Annotated in this window: 18 protein-coding genes; 6 read left to right on the top strand and 12 right to left on the bottom strand. The window is 72.4% G+C overall.

Features of this window, described 5'->3' with window-relative positions; translation table 11 throughout:
- The first annotated feature begins 183 nt into the window (after positions 1-183).
- Entirely contained in the window at positions 184-639 is a 456-nt protein-coding gene (locus HNR68_RS14755) for an Hsp20 family protein (protein WP_179721375.1), read from the top strand.
- Positions 640-778: 139 nt separating this feature from the next.
- Here HNR68_RS14755 and HNR68_RS14750 read toward each other — a convergent pair whose 3' ends face one another.
- The 5 genes from HNR68_RS14750 to HNR68_RS14730 are packed head-to-tail and all read right to left on the bottom strand — an operon-like array spanning position 779 to position 11,282.
- A complete protein-coding gene (locus tag HNR68_RS14750) occupies positions 779-1,417 on the bottom strand; it encodes a shikimate dehydrogenase family protein (RefSeq protein ID WP_343050465.1) in 639 nt (212 codons plus the stop codon).
- A complete protein-coding gene (locus tag HNR68_RS14745; protein WP_246330455.1) occupies positions 1,299-2,741 on the bottom strand; it encodes a 3-deoxy-7-phosphoheptulonate synthase in 1,443 nt (480 codons plus the stop codon). Before HNR68_RS14745 ends, HNR68_RS14750 begins: the two co-directional genes overlap by 119 nt.
- 37 nt (positions 2,742-2,778) lie before the next feature.
- Positions 2,779-4,374 carry a bifunctional 3-(3-hydroxy-phenyl)propionate/3-hydroxycinnamic acid hydroxylase MhpA gene (gene mhpA / locus HNR68_RS14740; RefSeq protein WP_179721371.1) on the bottom strand — a complete coding sequence of 532 codons (1,596 nt, stop codon included), beginning with the start codon at positions 4,372-4,374 and terminating at the stop codon, positions 2,779-2,781.
- A 31-nt stretch (positions 4,375-4,405) separates the two neighbouring features.
- Entirely contained in the window at positions 4,406-5,179 is a 774-nt protein-coding gene (locus HNR68_RS14735; RefSeq protein ID WP_179721369.1) for an arylamine N-acetyltransferase family protein, read from the bottom strand.
- Positions 5,166-11,282, bottom strand: a complete 6,117-nt coding sequence (locus tag HNR68_RS14730) for a type I polyketide synthase (protein WP_179721368.1) — start codon at positions 11,280-11,282, stop codon at positions 5,166-5,168. The genes HNR68_RS14735 and HNR68_RS14730 overlap by 14 nt, the downstream gene beginning before the upstream one ends.
- A gap of 354 nt (positions 11,283-11,636) precedes the next feature.
- Here HNR68_RS14730 and HNR68_RS14725 point away from each other — a divergent pair, with 354 nt between their 5' ends.
- A complete protein-coding gene (locus tag HNR68_RS14725) occupies positions 11,637-12,446 on the top strand; it encodes a hypothetical protein (RefSeq protein ID WP_179721366.1) in 810 nt (269 codons plus the stop codon).
- The gene (locus HNR68_RS14720; RefSeq protein WP_179721363.1) at positions 12,443-13,477 is read left to right on the top strand and encodes a 3-dehydroquinate synthase family protein; all 1,035 of its coding nucleotides are present in this window, start codon (positions 12,443-12,445) and stop codon (positions 13,475-13,477) included. The genes HNR68_RS14725 and HNR68_RS14720 overlap by 4 nt, the downstream gene beginning before the upstream one ends.
- Before the next feature lie 54 nt (positions 13,478-13,531).
- On the opposite strand, the gene HNR68_RS14715 is transcribed toward HNR68_RS14720, so the two are convergent.
- The 3 genes from HNR68_RS14715 to HNR68_RS14705 all read right to left on the bottom strand — a co-directional run bounded on the left by HNR68_RS14715 (position 13,532) and on the right by HNR68_RS14705 (position 16,505).
- Positions 13,532-14,212, bottom strand: a complete 681-nt coding sequence (locus HNR68_RS14715; protein ID WP_343050156.1) for an HAD-IA family hydrolase — start codon at positions 14,210-14,212, stop codon at positions 13,532-13,534.
- Positions 14,213-14,244: 32 nt separating this feature from the next.
- Positions 14,245-15,276 carry a Gfo/Idh/MocA family protein gene (locus HNR68_RS14710; protein ID WP_218889190.1) on the bottom strand — a complete coding sequence of 344 codons (1,032 nt, stop codon included), beginning with the start codon at positions 15,274-15,276 and terminating at the stop codon, positions 14,245-14,247.
- Positions 15,277-15,341: 65 nt separating this feature from the next.
- A complete protein-coding gene (locus tag HNR68_RS14705; RefSeq protein WP_179721361.1) occupies positions 15,342-16,505 on the bottom strand; it encodes a DegT/DnrJ/EryC1/StrS family aminotransferase in 1,164 nt (387 codons plus the stop codon).
- A 320-nt stretch (positions 16,506-16,825) separates the two neighbouring features.
- Between HNR68_RS14705 and HNR68_RS14700 the strand changes: the two genes are divergently transcribed.
- Positions 16,826-17,260, top strand: coding sequence for a type II 3-dehydroquinate dehydratase (locus HNR68_RS14700; RefSeq protein WP_179721359.1), 435 nt, complete (start codon positions 16,826-16,828; stop codon positions 17,258-17,260).
- Between the two features lie 68 nt (positions 17,261-17,328).
- On the opposite strand, the gene HNR68_RS14695 is transcribed toward HNR68_RS14700, so the two are convergent.
- Both HNR68_RS14695 and HNR68_RS14690 read right to left on the bottom strand, forming a co-directional pair.
- Positions 17,329-18,210 (bottom strand): ROK family protein, encoded by an 882-nt coding sequence (locus tag HNR68_RS14695; RefSeq protein WP_179721357.1) that lies wholly within the window; start codon positions 18,208-18,210, stop codon positions 17,329-17,331.
- Between the two features lie 10 nt (positions 18,211-18,220).
- Positions 18,221-18,526 carry a DoxX family protein gene (locus tag HNR68_RS14690; RefSeq protein ID WP_179721355.1) on the bottom strand — a complete coding sequence of 102 codons (306 nt, stop codon included), beginning with the start codon at positions 18,524-18,526 and terminating at the stop codon, positions 18,221-18,223.
- 240 nt (positions 18,527-18,766) lie between these two features.
- Between HNR68_RS14690 and HNR68_RS14685 the strand changes: the two genes are divergently transcribed.
- Together HNR68_RS14685 and HNR68_RS14680 are read left to right on the top strand one after the other, a co-directional pair.
- Positions 18,767-21,640 carry an AAA family ATPase gene (locus tag HNR68_RS14685; protein WP_343050154.1) on the top strand — a complete coding sequence of 958 codons (2,874 nt, stop codon included), beginning with the start codon at positions 18,767-18,769 and terminating at the stop codon, positions 21,638-21,640.
- A 193-nt stretch (positions 21,641-21,833) separates the two neighbouring features.
- Positions 21,834-23,270 carry an MFS transporter gene (locus tag HNR68_RS14680; protein ID WP_343050153.1) on the top strand — a complete coding sequence of 479 codons (1,437 nt, stop codon included), beginning with the start codon at positions 21,834-21,836 and terminating at the stop codon, positions 23,268-23,270.
- A 47-nt stretch (positions 23,271-23,317) separates the two neighbouring features.
- Here the strand turns inward: HNR68_RS14680 and HNR68_RS14675 are convergent, their stop codons facing one another.
- Together HNR68_RS14675 and HNR68_RS14670 are read right to left on the bottom strand one after the other, a co-directional pair.
- A complete protein-coding gene (locus HNR68_RS14675) occupies positions 23,318-24,322 on the bottom strand; it encodes an LLM class flavin-dependent oxidoreductase (RefSeq protein WP_179721349.1) in 1,005 nt (334 codons plus the stop codon).
- Entirely contained in the window at positions 24,315-25,523 is a 1,209-nt protein-coding gene (locus HNR68_RS14670) for an acyl-CoA dehydrogenase family protein (RefSeq protein WP_179721347.1), read from the bottom strand. The genes HNR68_RS14675 and HNR68_RS14670 overlap by 8 nt, the downstream gene beginning before the upstream one ends.
- Positions 25,524-25,542: the final 19 nt, after the last annotated feature.

The following is a 25,542-nucleotide window of genomic DNA, read 5'->3' as shown; positions in this document are numbered from 1 at the left end:
CCGAAATGTCACCCGACCAGGTGATTTAGATGGTTGAAGCGGGGTCTGAGCCGGTGCCAGAATGGTGGTGCCTGGATCGAGCGCCTCTGGAGAGGGGGGTGAGATCGCAGAGCTCGAGAACACCTCTTCCGACGATCCCTGCATCGCGGGCCTGACGCAGTCTGCCTTCAGGAAGGGGGGAGTGTGTTGCTGCAGTTCGACCCGTTCCGGGACTTCAACCGCCTGGCCAACGAGATGCTCGCCGCGACACGAGCACCCCAGGCGATGCCGATGGACGTCTACCGGCTCGGTGACCACTACGTGATCGAGTTCGACCTGCCCGGCGTGGACCCGGATTCGCTGGACCTGACCACGGAGAACAACACGCTCACGGTGCGGGCCGAGCGGACGACCGCGCACGGCGGCGGCGAGAAGACCGAGCCGAGCTACCTGGCCGCCGAACGGCCGCGCGGCACGTTCAGCCGCCAGCTGATGCTGGGCGAGGGCGTGGACCTCAACGGCATCGCCGCCGACTACAAGGACGGCGTGCTGACCGTGACGATCCCGGTCGCCGAACACGCCAAGCCGCGGCGGATCCAGGTCGGCCACGGTGGCGAGCGCAAGGTGATCGAAGGCTCCACCGAGACCTCCAGCACCTGACCCCGCTGCGCCGGAAGCGACGGCCTCGGCCAGGCCCCCTGGCCGGGGCCGTCGCGTGTCGGGCCGGCTCCGCCCCCGGCGCGGTGCGCCACCGGCGCCCGCTCCCACCTCCGCTGCGGCCGCCTTCGACCGCGCCAGGTCAGGACCGGGCGCTCAGAGCGTCGCCGAACCCGAAGAACTGCAGGTAGGCGGGGATCTGGTGGCGGAGCATGTGGATTCCGTGGTGCACCCGGTGCCCGCGGGCCGCCGCGAGGGCGAGGAGCTCGGTGTCCCGCGGGGTCATGATGATGTCGGCCACGACCGCGTGCGGTGCCAGGTCGTCGAGGGAGAACGGCAGCTCGTCGGTCTCGCGCAGGCCGAGCGGGGTGGCGTTCACGACCAGGTCGGCACCCCGCAGGTCGGGCTCGTCGCTGAACACCACGGGTCGCGGCCACCGCTCTGCCACGCGGTCGCGGAGAGCGGCGAGGCGAGCGGGGTCACGGTCGCAGACGCGGAGCCCGCCCACGCCCGCCTCGAGCAGTGCCACCGCGATGGCGCTGCCCGCACCACCCGCTCCGACCACCGCCACCGTCCGCCCGGCGGGATCGTGTCCTCGGTGGACGAGGCCGGCGACGAAGCCCGTGCCGTCGAAGTTCGCCGCGGACCAGCTCCCGTCGGGCTCACGCCGCAACGCGTTGGCACTGCCCGAGACCGCCACCGCCGGGCTGACGTGGTCGACCAACGCGCACACCGCGATCTTGTGCGGCACGGTGACGAGCAGGCCGTCCAGGTTGCCGATCAGCTGCAGACCGCGCACGACGTCGGGCAGCCTCCCGGACGGTGCGTGGACCGGGACGAGCACCTCCCAACAGGGCGGCCACGACGCGGACGAGGTCCAGCGACTGGCGGTGGTTCAACCTCGGGTCGCAGGCGGTCTCGTAGCGGGCCGCGAGATCCGCGTCAGCCACTCCTGACGAGGCCCCGAGGCACTCCGTCACGTCGGAGGCGGTGAGTTCGAGGTGCACGCCCCCGGGGTGGGTGCCCAGCTGCCGGTGGACCTCGAAGAACACCTCCACCTCCGCCCGGATGTCGTCGTAGTCCCGGGTCTTGTACCCCGACTCGGACTCGTGGGTGTTGCCGTGCATCGGGTCGCACACCCACACCACCGGATGGCCGGACTCCCTGATCCGCTCGACGAGGCCCGGCAGGACCTCACCGACGTTCTCGCGCCCCATCCGGCTGATGAAGGTCAGCTTGCCGGGCACGCGCCGCGGGTTGAGCCGGTCCGCGTACTGCTCGACCTCCTCGGCGGTCGTGCCGGGGCCGATCTTCACGCCCACCGGGTTGGCGAGCAGCGCCGCCACCGCGACGTGGGCCCCGTCCAGCTGCCGGGTCCGCTCCCCGATCCACAGGAAGTGGCCGGAGGTGGCGAAGACCTCGGCGGGTCCGCCCTCGCTGGGGTGATCGGCGCGCAGTTGCGGCAGTTCGTAGTCGAGGAGCAGGGCTTCGTGGCTGACGAAGACGTCCCCGGTGACCGGCCGCAGGGCCCGGAGGTAGTTCATGGCTCGGCTGGCGTGCGAGTGCGCGCGCACGAGCCGGTCCGGATCGGGCCGGCGCGCCGACGGGACGGGGTCCTGCCCGTTGACGATGTCGCCCCGGTAGACGGGCAACCCGAGCACGTCGACCGGCTTCGAGCGCGGTTTCGCGTACTGGCCGGCCACGCGGCCGATCGTGACCACCGGAAGACCGGTGCTGGACAGCTCCTCGGCCATGTCACCGAGGAGCCGCACGGTCCCGGAGATGTGCTCTTCGGTGTTCTCCTCGAACGTCTCCGCGCAGTCCCCGCCTTGCAGCACGAACGCCCGTCCGTGCGCGACCGCGGCGAGTCTGCGGCGCAGCAGCCGGACCTCGCTGGGCGAGGTGATGGGAGGCGCCGCGCCCAGCAGTGCCCGCGCCGCGTGCACCGCGGTGGCGTCCGGCCACGCGGGCTGTTGTGCGGCCGGTCGCGCGCACGCGGCGTCGAGCTCGCGGCGCAGCTGCAGCGGGATCCGCTCGTCGGAGGTGCTCAGCGGCACGGGAGCCGGCGGCGGGAGTGCCGTGTCCGGCCACGTGTGTCGGATCATGCTGTGCCTTCCAGGTCGAGGCCAGTGGTCACCCGGTTCAGCCGGTCACCGCGGCGGCCGCCAGACCGGTGTGCAGCTCGTCCGCCACGGCCGCGAGCCCCGCGGCGTCGTCGACCCCGCCGAACGCGTAGAAGTCGGGGCGGACCAGGACGGCTCGCGAACCCGCCTGCGACAGGTACGGCAGGTACACGTCGTCGACGTCGACCACAGCGTCGTCACCGACGTCCGCCACCGGCGTCCCGGCGGGCAGCACGCGGACCACCCGCACGTCCAGGTCGCGGAGCGGAGCCGGTAGGCCGTCGGCCAGGACATCGCTCGCGCCTCCGTCGACGAGCAGCACGAACCCGTACCCGACCAGGTCGTCGAACCACCCCGATGCACCGGCCCGTGCGACGGTCCCCTGCGGCACGAGCCCACCAGCCGGCCCACCGGACCTGGCCAGCAGCCCCGTGGTCAGCCGCTGCATCGACGAGCGCGGCCGCACGCCGCTGGTCCCCCGCTCGCGCGCCGCGATCATGACCTCGTCGCGGTCCCGGGCCGCGCCGGGGTCGGTCTGGCAGATGACCTTGCCCAGGTCCACCGACATCCGCAGCGCGTGCTGGACGTGCGCACGTCGTTCGTCCTGGTAGCTGTCCACCAGCGCGTCAGCGGCGAGGCCGCGCAGGACCAGGTCCAGCTTCCACGCCAGGTTGGCGGCGTCCCGGAAGCCCGAGCACATCCCCTGCCCCGCGAACGGTGGCATCAGGTGCGCCGCGTCCCCGGCCAGCAGCGCCCGGCCGCGGCGCCACTCGTCGGCACAGCGGGCTTCGAAGGTGTAGACGGCGTGGCGCAGCAGCGTCGCGTTGTCCGGCGTGACCGAGTACCGCTCCAGCAGGCGCCACACCGTCGCCGTGTCGCGCAACACGTCGACCGGCTCCCCAGGCAGGCGCATGAACTCCCACCGCCGGTGGCCCGGGCCGGCGGAGACCACCGTGGTCGGCCGCTGCGGATCGCACACCTGCTGGTTGTTCGGGCGGAACTCGCGCCCGTCGTGGAGGACGACGTCACAGGTCAGCCAGTCGTTGGAGAAGTCGAGGTCGGTGCTGGTCGCACCGATCTCCGTGCGGACGAAGCTGTTCGCCCCGTCGCACCCGACGACCCAGTCCGCGGTGAGCACCCGCTGCTCGTCGGCACCCTCCACCACCAGCTCGACCCCCTCCGGGCCGTTGACCAGCCGCGTGGCCACGTGGCCCCGGAGCACGCGCAGGTTCGGGATGGTCGCTCCCCGGGCTGCGAGCGCCGCCTCGATCCCCGGTTGGTACATCGACGTGGAGTCCGGCCACCCGAAGTAGCCCCGGTCGGGGACGTCGACGTGCAGCAGGACGTCGCCCGCGGCGTTGGTCCAGGTGTACTCCCGCGACGACTCCCCGTGCTCGCGGATGGCCGCCGCGACCCCAGCGGCGGCGAGGATCCGCGCCGACTCGCCGTCGAAGGAGACCGCCCGCGGCATCGGGAAGGGTTGCGGCCACCGCTCGAGCACGGTGACGCGCCAGCCGCGCTGCGCCAGCAGGACCGCCAGCACCTGCCCCACCGGCCCGTACCCGACGACCAGCACGTCCGAGTGGCCGACCGACGAGGTGTCGCTGTCCGTCATGTTCCCTCCTTCGCCAGGTGCGGGGACTCGGTCACCGGTCGGTGCGGAGGATCGTGCGCACGACCCGGTCCAGTTCGTCCTGGTCCACCAGCACCCTCATCCGGTCGTGGCCGTTGTCGACCTCCAGGTAGCGCCGGCCGATCAGGATCATCTGGCCGGTGTCGAACGCGCGGCCGCGGATGACCGTCCCGGCGCCGACGAGCTGCTGGGCGAACTCGATGAGCTCGCGCTGGTCGCCGCTCCACTCCTGGAAGTCCCTCGCCTGCGGGCGGAACCGGTACACCGACTGCCAGTCACCGGCCTGCCCCTTGCGCTCCAACACGCGGTAGCCGTCCTGGCGGGTGATCCGGAACGTGGAGCCGAACTGCGGCTGCTCGTCGTCCGAGAGCACCAGCGGCTCCAGGTACGAGGGGCCGACGAAGCCGACGTCGACCAGCCAGGTCGTGCCGTCGAGCTCGACGCGGTTGAACACGTGCTCCAGGTCCGGGCCGAACGTGCCGTCCACCTGGCGGATGCCCGCCGACAGCACCGCGGTGTCGTAGCCGATCTCGTCGAGCAACCGGCGGAACAGGCCGTTGAGCTCGTAGCAGTTCCCGCCCCGTCCGCCGACCACGATCTCGTCGAAGACGGTGTCGACGTCGATGTCCACGTCTCGCCAGATCGAGATGCCCCGCTCGGCGTTCCAGGAGCTGTCGTAGGGGATCGCCATGAGGTGCGCCTTGTGGAGCCGGCGGAGGGTGGCGACGTCCGGCTGGGGATGCCCGGAGAACCCGATCGCCTTCAGGTACTGGTCAACGTCGAACATCGGATCCCTCCGCGGGGTTCTCCAGGAGCTGGTGGACGTGGTCGGCCAGCAGTGCCGGGGTGGGGTGGTCGAAGAGCAGCATCGCGGGCAGCGTCAGGTCGAACGCGGCACCGAGCCGGTTTCGCAGCTCCACGGCGGTCAGGGAGTTGAACCCGATCTCGAAGAACGCCCCGTCGTCCTCGATCGTGTCCGCGGAGGCGTGGCCGAGCACCGCGGCGGCCTCCTTCCGGATGATCTCGGCGATCGCGTTCCTCCGGTCATCGGCGGACAGTCCGCTGAGCTGTTCGGCGATCGGGGTCTCGTCCTGTTCGGCGATCTGGGGCTCTTCGCGCACGCTCGTCTCCATCGTGTCGGACTCCAGCCAGTAGTGCTCGTGTTGGAAGGCGTAGGTGGGCAGGTCGACCCGGCGGGGGTCGAGGCCGTCGAAGAACGGGGCCCAGTCGACCTCGACGCCGCGGACGAACAGCTCCGCCAGCGACGTGGCGAACCGGGCCAGACCACCTTCCTCGCGGCGCAGCGTGCCGGTCACCACCGCGTCGACACCGGGGTGCTGGTCGAGGGTTTCCTGGACCGCCATCGTCAGCACCGGATGTGCGCTGACCTCCACGAACACCCGGTACCCGGCCTCGACCAGCTCACCCGTGGCCTCGGCGAACCGCACCCGCTGCCGCAAGTTCCGGAACCAGTACTCGGCAGCCAGATGACCGCTTTCGATCCACTTGAGGTCCACAGTGGAGAAGAACGGTACTTCCGGAGCGCTCGGTGTGATGTCGGCCAGCGCGTCCAGCAGCTGCTCCTCGATCTGCTCGACGTGGCTGGAGTGCGAGGCGTAGTCCACCGGCACCCTGCGCGCCCGAACCTCACGGGCCTCGGCCTCGGCGACCAGCTCGTCGCACGCGCCCGGATCACCCGCCACGACGACGGAACTCGGCCCGTTGACCACCGCGATCTCCAGACCGGGCCACCGGCGGATCAGATCCGCCACCTCCGCTTCGGGCAGCGACAGCGACACCATCCCGCCGCGACCGGCCAACTCCGCGGCGATCAGCTTGCTCCGCAACGCCACCACCCGCGCCGCATCACGCAAGCTCAACGCACCCGCAACATGAGCAGCCGCGATCTCACCTTGGGAATGCCCCACCACCGCATCGGGAACGACACCGTGCGCCTGCCACAACCTCGCCAGCGCCACCATCACCGCGAACGACGCAGGCTGCACCACATCAACACGATCCAGAGACGACCGATCCCGGATCACGTCCAACAAAGACCAATCGACGAACTCCGACAAGACCTCGTCACACTCAGCCAACGCCTCGGCGAACACCCGCGAGGAGTCGAGGAGCTCCGCGCCCATGCCGACCCACTGCGCACCCTGACCCGGGAACACGAACGCGATCTCACCGTCCACTGTGGCGGATCCGGTGACGGTGCTGGTCGCGGGTGATCCTGACGTGACGGAACCGAGTCCCGCAACAGCCTCGTGGCGGTCGCCCGCGATGACGACGGCGCGGTGTTCGAGCTTCGCCCGGGACAGCAGCGACCAGCCCACGTCCACATGGCCGAGGCCTGCACCCGCCGCGGTGCCGATTCGCTGCGCTTGGTCGTGGAGTGCTTCGGGGGTGTGGCCGGAGACGACCCACGGCACGACGACACCGGTGGTGTCCCGCTCGACCGCAGGGTGGTCTTCCGGTGCTTGTTCGAGGATGACGTGAGCGTTGGTGCCGCTGACGCCGAACGACGACACCCCGGCCCGGCGCACCCGACCGGTTTCCGGCCACGGACGTTGCTCGGTCAACACCTCCACCGCACCTGAAGCCCAGTCGACCTTCGACGACGGAGTACCGACGTGCAGCGATGCCGGCAGCACACCGTGCCGCATCGCCAGCACCATCTTGATCACACCAGCCACACCCGCAGCTGCCTGCGCATGACCGATGTTCGACTTCAACGACCCCACCAACAGCGGCGGCACACCACTGCGCTGCCCATAGGTCGCCAACAACGCCCCAGCCTCGATCGGATCACCAAGCGACGTCCCCGTCCCGTGGGCTTCCACGGCATCCACATCGGACACGGAGAGCCCCGCGTTCGCCAAGGCAGCGCGGATGACTCTTTCCTGTGACGGCCCGTTCGGTGCGGTGAGCCCGTTCGACGCACCGTCCTGGTTCACCGCCGAACCCACCACCACACCCAACACCCGACGACCCGCCCGCCGCGCATCCGACAGCCGCTCCAACACCACAACCCCAACACCTTCGGACCAGCTGGTGCCGTCGGCGTCGTCGGAGAAGGCCTTGCAGCGGCCGTCGGGAGCGAGCCCGCGCTGGCGGGAGAACTCGATGAAGTCGCTCGGGGTGGCCATGACGGCGACGCCACCGGCGAGCGCCATGGAGCACTCCCCGGCCCGAAGCGCTTGCGCAGCCAGGTGCAACGCGACCAGCGACGACGAGCACGCCGTGTCCACCGTCAGCGCGGGCCCTTCCAGCCCCAAGGTGTACGACACCCGCCCCGACGCCACACTGCCGGCAGCACCGGTGCTGCGGTAGCCCTGGACTTCCGCGGGGACTTCGGCCAGACCGGACGCGTAGTCGTGGCGCATGACACCGGAGTAGACACCGATGTCCCGTCCCCGCAGCGACAACGGGTCCAGGCCCGCGTTCTCCAGCGCCTCCCAGGAGGTCTCCAGCAGCAACCGCTGCTGCGGATCCATCGCCAACGCCTCACGCGGGCTGATCCCGAACAACGCGGGGTCGAACTCCCCCGCACCGGTCAGGAAACCACCCGTGCGCACGTAGGACTTCCCCACCGCCTCCGGATCCGGGTCGAACAGACCCTCCACGTCCCAGCCACGATCAGCCGGGAACTCCGAAATCGCATCCCCACCGGAAGACACCAACTCCCACAACTCCCCCGGCGACGACACCCCACCCGGCAACCGACACGCCATCCCCACGATCGCGACCGGCTCGTCGGCGTCCCGAACGGCCGCCCGGTGGACGGACGGCTGTTCCGCCGCCCCGAGCAGGTGGGACCGCAGGTGCTCGGCGAGCGCGGCCGGGTTCGGGTGGTCGAACGCGATGGCCGCCGGCAAGCGCAGTCCGGTCGCGGCACCGAGCCCGTTGCGGAGCTTGACCGCCATCAGCGAGGTGAACCCCAGTTCCCGGAACGCGCGGTCGGCCCGCACCGCCGAGACCTCCAGACCGAGCACGTGCGCCACCTCGGACCTGACCAGGTCGAGGAGCACCCGACGCTGGGCGGCGCCCGAACGCGAACGGAGGCGGTCGCGCAGCCGCTCGGCCTTCTCCTCGTCCGCGTCTTCCCGCTCGGCGCTCGCGACATCGAACAGCCCGTTGAGCACCGACGGCACCGGCGCACCCACGGAGTCGGCGGCGGGCTTGGCCGCGGTGACCACCAGCTCCGGCTGCTGGAGGGCCGCGTCGAACATGGCGAGACCGTCCTGGGCGGAGAGCCGAGCCAACCCCGGCATCTCGGCCCCGTCGGACAGGTCCCAGGCGAACACCAGCGCGGGCCGCCCGGACTCGCGGCGGCCGCGCGCGACCTCCTCCAGTCCGCCGGCCGCAGCGGCCGCGGCGCGGTCCGCGGGCAGCCCCGGTGCGGTGATCGGGCCGACCAGGACGAAAGCGCTCAGGTCGAGGTCACCGGTCAGCGTGGCGAGCGTGCGCGCGCCCGCCACGGAGGCAGCCCGCTCCCGACGTCCCGCCGTGTGCACGACGGCCCCCAAGGCGGGCAACGCACCCAGCAGCGCGTGGGCGGCAGCGTCGCGGTCCGTGAGGTCGCAGGCCAGCACCGTGACGTCGACACCGCCGTCGGCCAGTTCCGCCGCCAGCTCCCGCGCAGCACCGTCGTCCTCACCGTGCCGGCTGACCAGCAGCAGGTCCCGGACCCCGTGCCCGGACACCAGGTGGTGCGCGATGGCAGCCGCCTCCGCACCGTCCGCACCGGTGATCAGCACCCTGCGGCGCGGGTCGAACGGATCGGCGACGCTCCGCTCCGGCACCGCCACGCGGGACAACCTCGGCACCAGCGGGACCCCGGACCGGACCGCGACGCACCCCTCGCCGGAGGTCACCACGGAGGTCAAGACGCGCTGGTCGACCGCGCCGTCCCCGTCGAGGTCGACCAGCACGATCCGCCCCGGGTGCTCCTGCTGCACCTGCGCCGCCGACGCCCACCACTGGGGTGCGTCGCGACGCGCCCCCGTGGTGGGCGCACAGCCACGGGTCACCAGCGCGATCCGCGTGCCGGACGTCCGCGTGGCCGCACACCAGTGACCCAGTTCTACGAGCAGGGCGTCCACATCGGACTCGTCCGCCGTGCGCGGTGCCGCGAGCACGACCACGTCGTCCTCGGCCAGCTCCCCGGACGCCGTCACCGCGGCCAGATCGGGGTGGTGCGGGGTGTCCGCACCGAACAGCCGCTCGTCGCCGACGACGACCCACCGCACCGCGGCCGACGGCGTCGTCGACACCGAGGGCAGCGGGGTCCAGTCCAGGCGCAGCAGGTTGCCGTAGTGCGAACTCCCGGCCACCCGCAACCGCGCGGGCCGCTCCAGGAGCAGGTGCCGGGTGATCTTGCCCGAGGCGGTGCGCGGGACCCGGTCGATCTCGTAGAACTCCTCCGGGACCTTGAAGTGGGCCAACCGCTCGCGGCAGGCCGCGACCAACCGCTGCGGGTCCACCCCTCCCGGGGCCGGGACCACGAACGCCACCGGGACCTCACCGAGCAGGTCGTGCGGCTTGCCGGCGACCGCGACGTCGGCGACACCGGGGACCTCCCGCAGCACCGCCTCGATCTCACCGGGGTGGATGTTCTCGCCCCCGCGGATGATGAGTTCCTTGATGCGCCCGGTGATGGTGAAGAACCCCGCCTCGTCGCGGCGCGCGAGGTCGCCCGTGCGGTACCAGCCGTCGCGCAGCACCGAGGCGGTGACGTCGGGCTGGTTGTGGTAGCCGACCATCACGCTCGGGCCGCTCACCCACACCTCGCCTTCCTGGCCGGTGCCCACGTCCTGGCCGGTGTCCGGGTCGACCAACCGCACGTTGACCCCGGGCACCGGCAGCCCGCACGAGCCCTCGACCCGCGCGCCGTGCGGCCAGTTGATGGTGATCGACCCGCACGTCTCGGTGCTGCCGTAGGCGTCGACGAGCGGCGCGCCGAAGGCCTCCTCGAAGTCGTTGCGCAACGCCGCCGTGGTCACCGCCCCACCGACCAAGCACATCCGCAGCTCAGGGGCCTGGAAACCGTCGCGGCGCGCGGCCTGCACCAGGTAGTGGTACATCGTCGGCACCCCGGCCAGGAACGTCGACCGCTCCTCGCGCAGCACCGCCAGCACCTCGTCCGGGGCGAAGCCGTCGACGATCCGCGCGGTCGCGCCGACCGCCGTCACCGCGAGCACGCAGGCGATGTGCGACAGGCTGTGGAACAGCGGCAGCGGCCACAGCACCCGGTCGTCCGCCGACAGCTCGGGAACCGGGACGTAGCAGGCCGCCACCGACCACAGGCAGTTCCGCTGCGTGGACAGCACGCCCTTCGGCCGGCCGGTGGTGCCGGAGGTGTAGAGCATCCACGCCAGGTCGTCGAGGCCGAGGTCGTCACGTGCGGGTTCCGGGGGTTCGGTGGTGGCCAGCACCTCGAAGGCCGACGCGCCCGCGGGCGCGTCGAACGGGCGGTCCGGATCGGCGACCACGAGCCGCACGCCCTCCCGGTCGGCGAGCGCCCGCCGCACCTGCTCGGCCCGGGTGCCGTCGGTGATGACGACCCGAGCGCCGCTGTCGTCGAGGAAGAACGACAGCTCGTCGTCGGAGGAGCGCGGGTTCAGCGGCACGCCGATGGCGTTCGCGCGGACGATCGCCAGGTAGCTCTCCACCGTCTCGACCCGGTTGCCCAGGTAGATCGCGGCACGGTCACCGGGCTGGAGGCGCAGTCGCGCGAGGTGCCCGGCGAGGCGGCCGGTGCGGCGCTCCAGCTCGGTGTAGCTGACTTCGCGCCGGGAGTCGCGGAAGGCGATCTTGTCCCCGAATCGCTCGGCGTTGTCCCGGATCAGTTCAGGCAACGGCCGAACCAGCTCGGTTCGCAGCATGTTCCACCCTATCCTCGGTCACCACCGGACACGGGCGCAGCAGCTCATGCTCGTGCCCACCCGCCGGTTCGCGGACACAACACACGGGCGCGTTCGCGCGCCGCGCTGCGCTGAGAACACCCCAACCGCCCCAATTCCTACCGCACGCAGCCCCTCCGCAGCCCCCTGCTCACCCCCCTAGCACGTCCCTAAATCGCTGCTGTGCCGATGTTTCCGGCCCTGGCCGTGGCGGTGGAGATCGACGCGCACCTACGCTCGGGAGCGCGCGGGCCCAGCTCTCCCACCGGTCCTCCCGGTCGGCCGCCCCGCCGTCTCCCCACCGTCCCGACCGCACGATCACCGAGGTGCTTTGCGTTGACGCGCGACTGGTCAGTACTCCTCGTGCACGAAACCCCCGAACCTGGACCGGGTTCCGCAGCGGAACTCGTCACGGCGCTGCACGCACTGGTGGCGCGCATCCGCGCCGCCGATGCGCGCAGCCGGTGGTTCTTCGAACGGCACCACCGACTCGACCCCGTCGTCGCCCTGTGGACCCGCACCACCGGACCGGCGCGCACCGGAGCGGTCCGGGAGACCACGGCCCGGCAGCACCGGATCCGCGTCCGGCCAGGGGACGTCGACGCCGACCCCGCGGCGTTGTCCGGCGCCGCGCTCGACCTCGCCGAAGCCGGCAGCGAGCTCGCGCTGCACGTCCTGCGGGACGGCGGGGTGCCCGGCACGCACCAGGTCCGGTTCTGCGCCGCCCACCTGCGACGGCTGATCGCCCCCGTCGCAGCGCCACAGCGCGCGGCATTCCTGTTCCAGTGCTGGCAGACCTGGTCGGCCGCGCTGACACCGGAACAGCGGGTCGACCTGGTGCGGCAGGCCGACCGGCACCTCGACGACGTGCTCGCCGATGCACGCAGCAACGACGCACTGCACTCCTGGGCCGCGTGGCCGCACTACCTCGAGGCAGTGCACGCGATCACGGCCGCAGCGGCTCCCGAGGCACCTCCGGTGAACTACCTGCTGTTCGACCACGCCCGCCGCACCCACCTGCGGATCGGCATCCCCGAACCGGTCCAGGCACTCGCCGCCCGGACCCTGCGCACCGCGCTCCAGCACGGCATCGAGGTCCCGGACCACGCACGCGTCGAACTCGCACTGGAAGGAGCCCGACCATGACCGCGCCCACCGACCTGGAAGGCACCCGGATCGAGGTGGACCTGCAGGAGCGCAGCTACACCGTCCACATCGGTCCCGGGGTGCGCGGCACCTTGCCCCACCTGGTCGCCGGGCTGGGAGCGAAGCGGGCCGCGGTGGTCACCGCCCGGCCACCGGAACTGCTCCCCGACCTCGGGGTCCCCACGCTGGTGCTGCCCGCCCAGGACGGCGAGCACGACAAGAACCTCGCCACGGTCGAGTCGATGTGCCGCCGGTTCGCCGAGTTCGGTCTCACCCGCACGGACGTGGTGATCTCCTGCGGTGGCGGGACCGTCACCGACTCGGTCGGGCTGGCGGCGGCCCTGTACCACCGGGGAGTCCCGGTCGTGCACCTGCCGAGCTCGCTGCTGGCGCAGGTCGACGCGAGCGTCGGTGGCAAGACGGCGGTCAACCTCCCGGAGGGCAAGAACCTCGTCGGGGCGTACTGGCAGCCCAAGGCGGTGCTCTGCGACACCGACCTGCTCGCCACGCTCCCCGCCCGCGAGTGGACCAACGGCTACGGCGAGATCGCGCGCTGCCACTTCATCGGCGCGGGCGACCTGCGTCACCTCGCGCTGCCCGAGCAGATCGCCGCCAGCGTGGCGTTGAAGGCCTCGGTGGTGGTGTCGGACGAGCGCGACACCGGGCGCCGCCACGTGCTCAACTACGGCCACACGCTGGGGCACGCGCTGGAACGCGCGACCGACTACGCGCTGCGCCACGGCGAAGGTGTCGCCATCGGCACGGTGTTCGCCGGCCGGCTGGCCGCGGCGCTCGGCAGGGTCTCCGAGGGGCGTGCGGCCGAGCACCTCGAGGTCGTCCAGCACTACGGCCTGCCGTGGCGGCTGCCCGCCGACGTCGCCCCGCAACGGTTGATCGACCTGATGCGTCTGGACAAGAAGGCCACCTCCGGCCTGACGTTCGTGCTCGACGGGCCGGACGGACCGGACCTGGTGCACGACGTGCCGGAACAGCTCGTCGCCGACACCCTCGCCGCGATGCCGCGCGACTGAGCCCGAACGCGAGTCGGCCCCGGACCCGCGCGAGGTCCGGGGCCGACCGGCACATCACCTCGACACCAGCGCCAGCACCTCTCCGGGCGACTCCACCACCGCGTCCGGGTCCTCCGCCAGCAGGGCGTCCACATCGGACTCTCCCCAGGTGGCCGCGACCGCGGTGACGCCCGCGCCACGGGCCGCGATCAGGTCGGTGGTCGCGTCACCGACCATCACGGCTCGCTGCGGCGGCGTGCCCAGCAGCTCCAGCGCGCGCTGCACGATGTCCGGGGCCGGTTTCGCCCGCGGGACCTCGTCGGAGCCGATGACGTGGTCGAAGTGCGGCAGGACACCGAGCCCGTCCAGCAGCGAGCGGGCCCGCGGGCCGCTCTTGCCGGTGGCCACCGCCATCCGGACACCGAGCGCGCTCAGGTCGGCCAACAGCTCGCGGACCCCGTCGAACAGCTGCACCTGCCCAGCGCGGCGGTAGCTCTCCCGGACGAACGGCTCCTCCATCTCCAACGGCAAGCCCATGATCCGCATGATGTCGGGGAAGTAGCGGCCCAGGTGCTTGCGGTACTCGTCGAACGGCGCCTCGCCGTCGCCGACGACCTCGGCGTAGGCGACGGCGAACGCCTCCTGCATGACGGCGAAGCTGTCCACCAGCACGCCGTCCAGGTCGAACACCACGGCGAAGACGCGTTCCCCACCGAGCCGCGGACGCACGTGCTGCAGTGTCGTGTCCCGGTCCACTGGCGACTCCTCCCGGCAGGTCCCCGACGTGGTCACGCCCGGCTCCGAGCGGCCGAGGCGTACACCCGGTCGATCACGTCGATCGTGCTCCTGGCCTCGGTGATGGCACGGCCGGGCGCGGCCGGGTCGGTGAGCGCCGACACCAGCTGGTCGAGCTGCTGGTGGTACTCGGCACCGATGGCCTCGCGCGGCACCTCGATCCGCTCCGGTTCGCCGTCGCGGAGCAGCGTCAGCACCGGGCCGCCCTCCCGGTTCGGGCTGAACCCGAAGGTGCAGCGCAGTTCGGCGGAACCGGCGCTGCCCTCGACGCGGATCGTGGTGACGTCCCGGGGTTCGTGCGAGGCCCAGCTGGCGCGCAGGGACACCGAGGTCCCGTGGTCGGTCACCAGGAACGCCCGTGCGGTGTCCTCGACGTCGCCGCCGGCGGCGACCGGGGCGTCCTTGCGCCACACCGCGCGCCAGGCCCCGTCGTGCAGGAAGTCGTCGCTCACCGCTCCGACCGCCTGCGCCACGCCGAGCGGTCCGAGCAGACCGGTGAGCACGTCCAGCAGGTGCCAGCCCAGGTCCACCAGGGCACCACCACCGGCCGTGCGCTGGTCGGTGAACCAACCGCCCGCGCTGGGCACCCCGCGCGACCGCACCCAGGACAGGTCGACGTGCCGGACGGTACCGAGCTTCGGCACGAGCTCGGCCAGTCGTCGGACGTCGGCCCGGTAGCGTGCCGCGCTGCCCGCCAGCAGGACCGTCCCGCCCGACCGCTCGGCCTCCGCGAGCTGGTCCGCCTCCGCCGCGTCCAGGCACACGGGCTTCTCCAGGAAGACCGGCGTTCCCCGGGCGAGCAGCTCGCACGCGACCGGAGCGTGCAGGTGGTTGGGGACCGCGACCACCGCCAGGTCGACCGGCTCCGCACCCAGAGCGTCCACAGTGGGCAGCACGGTCAGGTCGGGGTGGTCGCGCCGCACCGAGGCCCGCACCACGGCGTCGGGGTCGACAGCCGCGGTCAGCGCGAACGCCGGGTGCTGCGCCAACCGCGGCAACCAGATGGAGCGCCCGGCCCAGCCCATCCCGACCACCGCCGTCCGGATCCGGCCGTCGCGGGCGGCGGTGTCCGCGCGCGCGTCTCCGCCGCTCACGGTGCCTCCACGGCCTCGGCGACGATGGCGGCGACCTCGTGCATCTGCTGCTCGGTGCCCAGCAGCGTGCGGTGGTGCAGCCAGATGCAGTCCCGGCTGATGGCCTCGGTGTTCGGGCAGCGGCGTGCGATGGCGTCCACCGTCTCGCCCGGGGCGGCGGACTCCCAGAACCCGTCGCACCGGTAGATGGCGCGGAACGACGCGAACGCCGGCACGCCGCGTTCCACCAGGGCGTCGACCAGCTCGTTGCGCCGCTGCTCGCTGATGCCCGGGATGCGGAACATCGCCATGTAGTGCGGGTTCCGGTCACAGCGCTTGTCCCGGCCCTGGGGCACCACGCCGGAGATCTCGGCCAGCAGCCCGGACAGCAGGGGCCAGCGCTGCTCGCGCGTCTCGATCTGCTCCTCCAGGCGCCCCAGCTGGGCGCGCAGCACGCTCGCGGAGAACTCGTTGAGCCGGAAGTTGGAGCCGGAGGTCTTGTGGAGGTAGTGGCGGTCCGTCGGCGGACGCCCGCAGCTGTGCCGCAAGAACGCTTCCTCGTGCAGGTCGGCGTCGGGGAACAGCACCGCGCCGCCTTCCCCGGCGGTCATCAGCTTGCCGTTCTGGAAGCTGAACGCGGCGACCGAACCCAGTTCACCGATCCGCCGGCCCTCCCACCGGGCGCCGTGCGCGTGCGCGGCGTCCTGCAGGATCGCCACTCCCGCGTCCTCGGCGAGCTGCCGCAGGGCCGTCATGTCGGCGACGTGGCCGGCCATGTGCACCGGCATGATCGCCTTGGTGCGGTCGGTGATCGCGCGCCCGGTGGCCGCGACGTCGATGCAGTACGTCTCGGGGTCGACGTCCACCGGCACCGCGACCGCGCCGAGCCGTTGCGCTGCCTGGGACGAGGAGATGAAGGTGAACGCGGGGACGATCACCTCGCTGCCCGGGCCGACGCCGAGCACCTGCAGCGCCAGTTCGAGCGCGTGGGTCCCGTTGGTCACCGCCAGGGCGTGGGAGGAACCGTGGTGCTCGGCGAACTCGCGCTCGAAGGCGTCGACCTCGCCGCCGCCCATGCGCCACCACTGGCCTTGTTCCAGCGCGCGGACCAGACCCGCGCGTTCCGCTTCGTCGTACTGGGGCCACGCCGGAAGTTCGGATGCCCGTCGTGCACCGCTCATGGTTCTCCATTCGATCGCGCAAGACCCGAAGGATGAAAAGGAGGCGAAGTGCTGATCGCGGTTCACCGACGAATTCCGATCGCGGCAGCAGAACCGCTCGGAGGAGGATCCTCGTGAGGCGTCGGCGTTGAGTCACCCGCGAACGTCCAGCACGCTACCGCAGCTCCGCTACCACGTCATCTCCCCTAGCACCCCCCTACAGTCCCCTTAAAACGCGGCGCGGCGCGCCCGCGTTCTCCGGCCGGTGCTACAACGAGGGAGTCCGTGCGTCGCGCACTCCTCACTCGCGCGCTGATCCGTTCTGACCACCGAGGTGGACGTTGCGAGAACTGCTCCTGCTGAACGGTCCGAACTTGGGAATTCTGGGAAAGCGAGAACCAGACGTCTACGGCACCGAAACCCTGGCCGACATCGAGGCCGCGGTGTCCGAAGAAGTCGCCCCGCGGGGTTGGCGGGTCCGTTCCGTGCAACACGACTGCGAAGGCGCCCTGGTTCGCACCATCCACGAGAACTACGAGACCGTCGGGGCCATCGTGAACCCGGGGGCGCTGATGATCGCGGGGTGGAGCTTGCGCGACGCGCTGGCCAACTACCCGAACCCGTGGATCGAGGTGCACCTGTCCAACGTGTGGGCGCGGGAGAGCTTCCGGCACGAGTCGGTCATCGCGCCGCTGGCCACGGGGCTCATCGCGGGGCTCGGCGCGGCCGGCTACCGGCTGGCTGCCCGGGCCCTGCTGGGCGTGGTCGAGGGGTGAGCAGTCCCGCGCTGCTCCTCCCACGGGTGCGCGGCGGGTGGTGGGGCGCGCCCCGCCACCCGCCGGACTCAGTCCTGACGCCCCAGCAGGACCGCGCCGTGCAAGGAGGACAGGCCGCCCAGCCGGGCCTGGCGGACCCGGGGGACCCGATGTCCCGGCCGGGCCAGCCCGGTGACGTGCCGCGCCACCACGTCGGCGAACCCCGGAAGCCCCGCGGCGAACCCTCCGCCGATCAGGACGAGCTCGGGGTGCAGCAGCTCGGCCGTGCTGACGGCGACCGACGCCAGTGCAGCGCACCCGGACTCCACCGCCACGGCCGCCCACTCCTGCCCGTCCAGCCAGGCCCGGCGCAACTCGTCGAAGTCGGTGTCCGCACCGCGCAGTCGGCCGGCGGCGCGCAGGACGGCGGGCCCGGACGCCACCGCTTGCAAGCAGCCGCGGCGCCCGCACACGCACCGCGGCCCCGCGGGGTCCGCGATCGCGTGGCCGAGTTCGCAGGAGCCGCGCTCCGGGCCGGGGACCGGCCGTCCGCCGAGCACGACGCCACCACCGACCCCGGTGCCCACGCCGAAGTAGAGGACGTCGGGGCTGCCCGCCCGCTCGGCCTCCGCCAGCGCCGCCAGGTCCCCGTCGTCGGCCGTGCGCGCGGCCACGCCCGGGAACAGCTCGTCGAGCACGGCGCCCCAGTCCAGACCGGTCCAGTGGGGACGGTTCGGCCAGCTCGTCACCCGGCCGGCGGCGTCCAGCGCGGCCGGGAAGGCGATCCCGACCCGATGCGGTGCGCCGGCCGCGTCCCGGGCCGAGGCCACGGCCGCCCGCAGCACCGCGAGATCCTCCCGGACGTCGCCGGACCCCGACCAGGTCATGGCGTCCTCGTACGGCTCGGACGTGTCGGTCTCGACCCGGACGGCGACCTTGGTGCCGCCGATGTCGATTCCCCAGGAGCTCATGCGTTCCCCGTCAGTCCGCGGCCGGGGCGGTGCGCACGCCCTGGCGGAAGCGCAGCACGGTGGTGACCGCGGCGAGCACCAGCAGCACGACCGGCAGCAGCCCGTTCACCAGCAGGTCGCCGTGGATGACGTGGAACCCGACCGCACCGATCAGCAGCAGCGTCAGGCCGAGCGCCGCCAGCGCACCGAGGATCCGGACCCGGAAGCCGACCAGCAGTCCCAGCGCTCCCGCCACTTCCAGCACGCCGATGGCCACCACCAGCACGGTCGGCAACCCGAGCTGGGCGACGAACACCTGCGTGTTGAAGATCTTCATCCCCCGATCCCCAGGAAGACCAAGGACAGCACCACGGAGAGGACGCCGACCAGAATGCGCATCGCAGAACTCCTGAATTCGCGAGATTCGTCCGCCACGAAGATTAACGAGACCATCGGCGCGCACCGCACCGCCATTTCCACCCAGCGCCCACCGGTCGGTAATCCAGCGCCCACCGATCGGTAGTGTGTAGTGACCGTCACTCGGGAACGCGTAACACCACTGCGAGAACATTCGGCGATGGGCGCGCAGTTCTCCGCGAGTGGGCGCGAAGCCCGAGAATCCGCGCGACGCGTTGCTAACGTCGGTTCCCGGACGTTCCGGTTGACAACTGAGTGGCGGGGTACTGCACCTATGAGCTTGCACGGAGTGGAAAGGGAGTTATCGAACTCGAAACACTTCCTCGCGGAACGCGACGCGCAACTCGACCTCCTGCGGCGGGCGCAGGAGGACTGCGTGCGGAACCGGGGATCAGTGGTGCTCGTCGAGGGGCCGTTGGGCAGTGGGAAGACCGAACTGCTGCGCATCGCCGCGCAACGGGCGGAAGCTGCCGGCTTCCGCGTGCTGCAGGCGGTGTGCGACGAGGACGAGCGAGACCTGCCCTGCGGTGCGGTCGCACAGCTGGTGCGCGGGATCGGAGCCCAGTCCAGTGGCGACCTGGACCCCTGCGTCGTCGACGAGCTGCAGACCGCGGAGCCCGGGTCCGCCCGGCTCTTCCAGCAGTTGTGCGCGACCGTGCTGGACCTGTCGGTGACCGCTCCCGTGCTGTTGTCCGTCGACGACGCGCACCACCTCGACGAGGCGTCCGCGAGCTGGCTGCTCCAGCTGGTCCGCCGGTCGGAGCCGACGCGCGTGGTGGTGGTGCTCACCGGCGAGCTCAGGCGCGCGCCCCAGCGATTGCGGACCGAACTGCGCCGCCACGCCCACTTCCGGCAGACCTCGCTCGCGCCGCTGTCCGCCGCCGGGGTCGCAGCTGTCCTGCGGCACCGGCTCGACGACGTGAGCGCCCAACGGCTCGGCGCGGAACTCCACTCGCTCACCGGCGGGAACCCGTTGCTGCTCAACGCAGTCATCGACGACCACGAACAGTCGACCGGGCACCGCAACCACGTCCTGGCACTGCTGAGCTGCCTGCACCGCGGTGGTGACCTGGTGCGCGAGGTCGCGCGCGCCCTCGCCGTGCTCGACATCGACCCGGCACCCGCCGACCTCGCCCGCCTCGTCCACGCTGACACCGCCGACGTGCGGGGAGCGCTCGACGCCATGTCCGCCTCGGGCTTGCTCGACGAGGGGCGGCTGCGCAGCCCGCAGGCCGTCGCCGCGGTGCTGCACGAGGTCAGTCCCGACGAGCTGCGCCGGTTGCGCTGGCGGACGGCCGAGCTGCTCCACGAGCGCGGTGCGGACGCGCCGCTCATCGCGGCGCAACTGGTCGATTCCGGCTCGGCCGAGGCGGTGTGGGCGCAGCGAGCTCTGCGGGAAGCCGCGGAACTGGCGTTGCTGGAGGGCTCGGCGGACGTCGCGGCGCGGTACCTGGAGCTGGCCCACGAGTCCACCGGGAACCCCCGGGAACGGGCCGCGATCCGGGCGCGGCTGGCCGAGGCGGAGTGGCGGCTCACGCCGTCGTCGGTGCTGCGGCACCTGGCGCCGCTGACCGCCGCCGCGGCGGCCGGCCGGCTGGACCGGGGCGACCACGTCGTGCTCGTGCGCCAACTGCTCTGGCACGGCAGGAACGACGACGCCGAGCAGGTGCTGCGCCACCTGCGTGGCACCGACGACGACCACTCGTGCGGCCAGCTGCACGACGTCGAGTCGTGGCTGGCCTACTCCCACCCCGCGCTGGCGCACCAGCGCCAGGACCGGACGCGCTGCACGCGGCCGGACGTCCCGCACTCCGCCGGTGACGACCCGTGGCTGCACTCCACCGCGGTGCTGGCCGACGTGCTGGCGCGCGGGCGCAGCCGCGAAGCCGTCGACCACGCCGAGCGGGTGCTCCGCGACGTCCACCTCACCCGCACCGCGGTCTGGTCGGAGGAAGCCACCACGTTCGCCCTCATGGCACTGCTGCACGCCGAACGCGCGGACACCGCTGCGGAGTGGTGCCGCCGGCTCGAGTCCGACGCACACCGCTGCACGCCCCCCTGGAAGGCGATGATCTCCGCTGTCCGCGCGGAGATCGCGGCCCGGAGCGGGGATTGCGCCGCGGCGGTCGAGCACGCCGAGACCGCGCTCCGGCACATGTCGCCGCAGGCGTGGGGCGTGGCGGTCGGGTTGCCCGTGAGCACCCTGGTGCTGGCCAACACCCGGCTCGGCCGGTTCGACGAAGCGGCCCGGCACCTGGCCCGCCCGGTGCCCGACGCCGTCTTCCGCAGCCGGTACGGGCTGCACTACTTGCACGCGCGGGGCCAGTACTACCTCGCCACCCGGCACGGGCACGCCGCGCTCGCGGACTTCCTGGCCTGCCGGGACCTGACGCGTGACTGGGGGCTGGCGCAGTCCGGGCTGGTCCCCTGGCGCATCGACGCGGCGGAAGCGTGGCTGCTGCTGGGCAACACCGACGAGGCCAAGCGGCTGCTCTACGACGAACTCGCCCAGGCGGGCACCGAGAACTCGCGCAGCCGGGGCACGGCGCTGCGCCTCGTCGCCGAGATCAACCCGCCCCGCCGGCGCCCGCAACTGCTCGGTGAAGCGCTGGACCTGCTCGAGCAGGTCGGCGACCGGTACGAGCAGGCGCGGGTGCTCGCCGGACTGGGCCGCGCGCACCACGAGCTGAAGGACAACCGGCGCGCCCGGCGCATGTTCAGCCGCGCCTGGCACCTGGCCAACGCGTGCGGCGCGGCGGCGTTGTGCGACGAGCTGCTGTCGGCCGGTGGCCAGGTGGCGACGTCGACCGCGGCCGCCAGCGCCGACGACCGGGCGGCGCAGCTGACCGAGTCCGAGCGCCGGGTCGCCTCGCTGGCGGTGATGGGCTACACCAACCGGGAGATCGCCGAGAAGCTGTTCGTCACGGCCAGCACGGTGGAGCAGCACCTCACGCGGGTGTTCCGCAAGCTGGGCGTCAAGCGGCGCGAGCACCTGCCGGTGGACCTGTGGGGCACTGTGGCCCGCACCGCGTGATCCGCCCCGACGTGTGATCACCGTCGCTGTCCGCGCGGCGTCCGGGCCCGCTTCCCGGACGGACACATCGATGTTCCTGGGACACAGGCAAGTGCCTCCTTCCGCGGGTCCGCGCCGCGCCGCACACTGGCCGTCGACCGGCGTCCAGCGTCACCGCTCCCACTCAGACCCGACCCACCGAGGAAAGGACATCGTGAACGAGACATCCGCCCGGTCGGCTCCCCGGCCCGGCCTCATCCTCACCCTGCTGGCGCTCGCCCAGTTCATGACCGCCATCGACTTCGACATCGTCTTCGTCGCGCTGCCGGAGATCGGCCGCCAACTGGACTTCTCCGAGCAGTCCCTGCAAGCGGTGGTCAGCGCCTACACCGTGGTGTTCGGCGGTTTCCTGCTGCTCGGTGGTCGCGCTGCCGACCGGCTGGGTGCCCGGCGCGTGTTCGCGCTCGGTCTGGCGCTGTTCGGCGCTTCCTCGCTCGCCGCGGGGTTGGCGTCCGGTCCCGCGGTGCTCGTCGTCGCCCGTGCCGTGCAGGGGTTCGGCGCCGCGCTCCTCACCCCGTCCACGCTCAAGCTGCTCACCACCAGCTTCGCGGAAGGACCGAGCCGCAACCGCGCGATGGCGATCTGGGGCGCGGCCGGCGCCTCCGGCGCCGCGGTGGGTGCGCTCGGCGGTGGCGTGCTCACCGACCTGCTCGGCTGGGAGTGGGTCTTCTTCGTCAACGTCCCGGTCGTCGTGCTGGCGCTGGTCGCCACGCCGTGGCTGCTGGCGGCCGACGCCGAGACCGCGGGAGCACGCGGGTTCGACCTGCCGGGCGCGCTGGTGGCCACGGCGGGCGCGACGCTCGTGGTCTTCGGCCTCGTCAGCGGCCCCGACACCGGGTGGCTCACGGTCCAGGGCGGCGGCGCGGTGCTCGTCGGCGCGGTGCTGCTGGGCCTGTTCCTGCTGATCGAGTCCCGCGTCCAGGACCCGCTGGTCCCGCTGCGCCTGTTCGCCAACCGCAACGTGACCGCCGCGATCGTCGTGATCTTCGTGTTCATGGGCACGGTCGGCACCCAGTACTACCTGTTCACCACCTACCTGCAGACCGTCCTCGGCTACACCCCGCTGCAGGCGGGGTTCGCGTTCCTGCCGCTGAGCCTGTTCAGCATGACCGCGTCGGCCAAGCTGGTGCCGCTCATGCTCAACCGGTTCGGGATCCGCACCACGCTGGTCACCGGCATGCTCGGCGTGGCCGCCTCGATGGTCGCGCTGGCCCTGGGCATGGCGACCACCGGCACCTACTGGGCGGTGCTGCCCGGCGTGGTGCTGTGGGGCACGTTCGCGGGCCTGTCGTTCCCGCCGATCTTCGTGGCCGTCTCGACCGGGGTGGCCCCGGAGCAGCAGGGCGTGGCCTCCGCCCTGGCCTCCACCGCGCAGTACATCGGTTCCGCGGTGGGTCTCGCGGCGCTCGTCGCGGTGGCCACCGCCGGTGCGGCACCCAGTGCGGGCACGGCCGGGGTCGTCGGCGGCCTCCAGCTGGCCGGGTGGACCGCTGCCGTGGTCACCGCGCTGGGTGCGGTGCTCGGCGCCCTGGTGCTGCGCAAGCCGGCCCCGGCTCCCGAGCCTTCGTCGAAGGTCACCGCGGAGAGCTGAGCTCCACGGGGTGGTGCGGAACGCGGTCCGCACCACCCCTCCCGCGCTCACCCGCGGTCGAACAGCTCGACCACGCGCTCGTAGGAGCGGATCCGCTCGTCGACGTCGGTGACGTTGTTGGTCAGCATCAGCTCGTCGGCGCCGGTTTCCTCCAGCAGCTCGTCGAGCCGCCGCGCGACCCTCTCCGCCCCACCGACGGCCTGCTCGGCGAAGAGCGCCTCGGCCTTCCGTCGTTCCTCGTCGGACCACTCCTGCGCAGCGGCCTCCTTCGGCGTGGGGAACGGGTCGGTGCGTCCGGCACCGCCCACCCCCAGCGCCGACATGACCGCCGGTGCCGCGAGCCAACGGGCGTGCTCGTCGTCCTCGCCGCAGACCACGTGCGCCGTGACCATCGCGTGCGGCCGGCTGAGCGCCGGACCGGGGCGGAAGCTCTCGCGGTAGGTCTTGAGCGCGGCCGCAGCCCCGCGCGCGCCGAAGAAGTGGTGAGCGAACGCGTAGGGCAGTCCCAGCAGCGCGGCCAGCTGCGCGCTCTGGACGCTGGAGCCGAGCATCCACACCTGGGGTGGCCGGGACTCCGGCACGGCCCGGATGTGCTCGTAGCGGTGCTCGGACGGGAAGGTCCCGCGCAGGAAGCCGAGCAGGTCGTCCACTTCGGAGTCGAACCGGTCCACCGGGACGCGGCGCAGCGCTTCGGCGGTGGCCGGGTCGGTCCCCGGCGCCCGACCGATGCCCAGGTCGACGCGGTCGGGGTACAGCGCGCCGAGGGTGCGGAAGGACTCGGCGACCACCAGCGGCGGGTGGTTGGGCAGCATCACCCCGCCCGACCCGATCCGGATCCGCTCGGTCACCGCACCGACCGCGGCGAGCAGCACCGCGGGCGCGGAGCTCGCGATGCCGCCCGAGTTGTGGTGCTCGGCCACCCAGAACCGGCGCAGTCCTGCGCGGTCCGCCCACCTCGCCACCTCACGAGCGCCGGCGACCGCCGCCGCTTCCGGGGCTCCGCGCTCCACCGGGGCCAGTTCGAGAACGGAGAGCGCGACGCGGTCAGTCATCTTCGGGCTCCTCTGCGTTGGTCCGACACGTTCCGTCCAAGAAGGACCGCCCGATCGCGCCCGTGTCGGGCGTGACTCGCGCGGACAGCGCGCGCACGTCGCGCCAGAACCGGGAAACGGCCGTCATGGCGGCGTCATCACCGCGGGTCGCGTCGAAGACCCGGTCGGTGATCCCGGACGCGGCCGCGGACGCGCGGTCCAGCACTGCGGCCACCCGCGCCCGGTGCACGCGCAGGTCCTGCTCGGTCACGCTCGCGCGGCGGTCGTGCAGCGCGTCGCCCTCGGCCGCGACCTCGTCGGCGAACGCCTCGGCTTGCCACAGCTCGGACACCAGCGGACCGAACGCGCCGGGCGCCCACCCGGTGTCGGCCTCCGTGAGGTGCGTGGCGGCCGCGTCCAGTGCTCCCCGCGCCAGCCCCAGGAAGACGTTGGTCAGCGCCAGCTCCAACGTCGGGTGCAGGAACGAGTTGTAGGAGCGGGGCTGGAACGTCTTGTCGACGTGCCCCAGCGCACCGGTCCACGGGATCGCCACGTCGTCCACCGCGACCCGCGCGGACACCGAACGTCGCAGACCGAAGCCGTCCCGCTCCGCGGAGAAGGCGAAACCCGGTTCGGTGGCCATCGCCAGCGCGCTGATCGGCACCTCCCGGCCCGGGATGCGCCCCTCCAGCATCACGATGTCGCAGACCCGGCAGCCGACCGGGTCGAGGATCTCGCCGTTGAACACCATGTCCGTGCCGGCGTCGCCGATGTCCAGCGTCGCTTCCCGCACCCGGGAGGGGCCACCGAACAACCACCGCGCCCGCACGGCGACCTCACCGATGTGCTCGATCTTCTCCGCGGTGCCGATGAACTCGGCCAGCCACACCCACACGTAGTGGTGCGCCAGCAGGTGGCCGATCGACCCGTCCGCGGCCGAGATCACGCGCACCGCAGCGTGCGCCACCGACCAGCGCTGTCCGCCTCCGCCGTGTTCGGCCGGCCCGAGCAGGGTCACCAGTCCGGCGTCCTTGAGCAGCTCGACCTCGGCGAGCGGGGGCTCTCCGGCACGGTCCCGCTCAGCGGCGCCGACGGCGAGCACCGCCGCCACCTCCGCGGCCCGCGCCCGCCAGTGCTCGCCTTCCCGGTCAGCGGGCAGGCTCGGCCACTGCCGCGGCGGGAACGGGCCGCTCTCACCGACGACCCCAGTCATGTCCATCATGCCAACCTCGTCTCGTGAA

The sequence above is a fragment of the Saccharopolyspora hordei genome, assembly GCF_013410345.1.
Classification (GTDB): Bacteria; Actinomycetota; Actinomycetes; order Mycobacteriales; family Pseudonocardiaceae; genus Saccharopolyspora; species Saccharopolyspora hordei.
This window is presented reverse-complemented; position numbering and strand designations above follow the sequence as displayed.

Bases quoted from the DNA above. Each gene is read 5' to 3' on its own strand.
- HNR68_RS14745 (WP_246330455.1), bottom strand. From the start codon at position 2,741: ATGATCCGACACACGTGGCCGGACACGGCACTCCCGCCGCCGGCTCCC.
- mhpA (WP_179721371.1), bottom strand. From the start codon at position 4,374: ATGACGGACAGCGACACCTCGTCGGTCGGCCACTCGGACGTGCTGGTC.
- HNR68_RS14735 (WP_179721369.1), bottom strand. From the start codon at position 5,179: ATGTTCGACGTTGACCAGTACCTGAAGGCGATCGGGTTCTCCGGGCAT.
- HNR68_RS14730 (WP_179721368.1), bottom strand. From the start codon at position 11,282: ATGCTGCGAACCGAGCTGGTTCGGCCGTTGCCTGAACTGATCCGGGAC.
- HNR68_RS14720 (WP_179721363.1), top strand. From the start codon at position 12,443: ATGACCGCGCCCACCGACCTGGAAGGCACCCGGATCGAGGTGGACCTG.
- HNR68_RS14710 (WP_218889190.1), bottom strand. From the start codon at position 15,276: ATGGGCTGGGCCGGGCGCTCCATCTGGTTGCCGCGGTTGGCGCAGCAC.
- HNR68_RS14705 (WP_179721361.1), bottom strand. From the start codon at position 16,505: ATGAGCGGTGCACGACGGGCATCCGAACTTCCGGCGTGGCCCCAGTAC.
- HNR68_RS14695 (WP_179721357.1), bottom strand. From the start codon at position 18,210: ATGAGCTCCTGGGGAATCGACATCGGCGGCACCAAGGTCGCCGTCCGG.
- HNR68_RS14690 (WP_179721355.1), bottom strand. From the start codon at position 18,526: ATGAAGATCTTCAACACGCAGGTGTTCGTCGCCCAGCTCGGGTTGCCG.
- HNR68_RS14685 (WP_343050154.1), top strand. From the start codon at position 18,767: ATGGGCGCGCAGTTCTCCGCGAGTGGGCGCGAAGCCCGAGAATCCGCG.
- HNR68_RS14675 (WP_179721349.1), bottom strand. From the start codon at position 24,322: ATGACTGACCGCGTCGCGCTCTCCGTTCTCGAACTGGCCCCGGTGGAG.
- HNR68_RS14670 (WP_179721347.1), bottom strand. From the start codon at position 25,523: ATGATGGACATGACTGGGGTCGTCGGTGAGAGCGGCCCGTTCCCGCCG.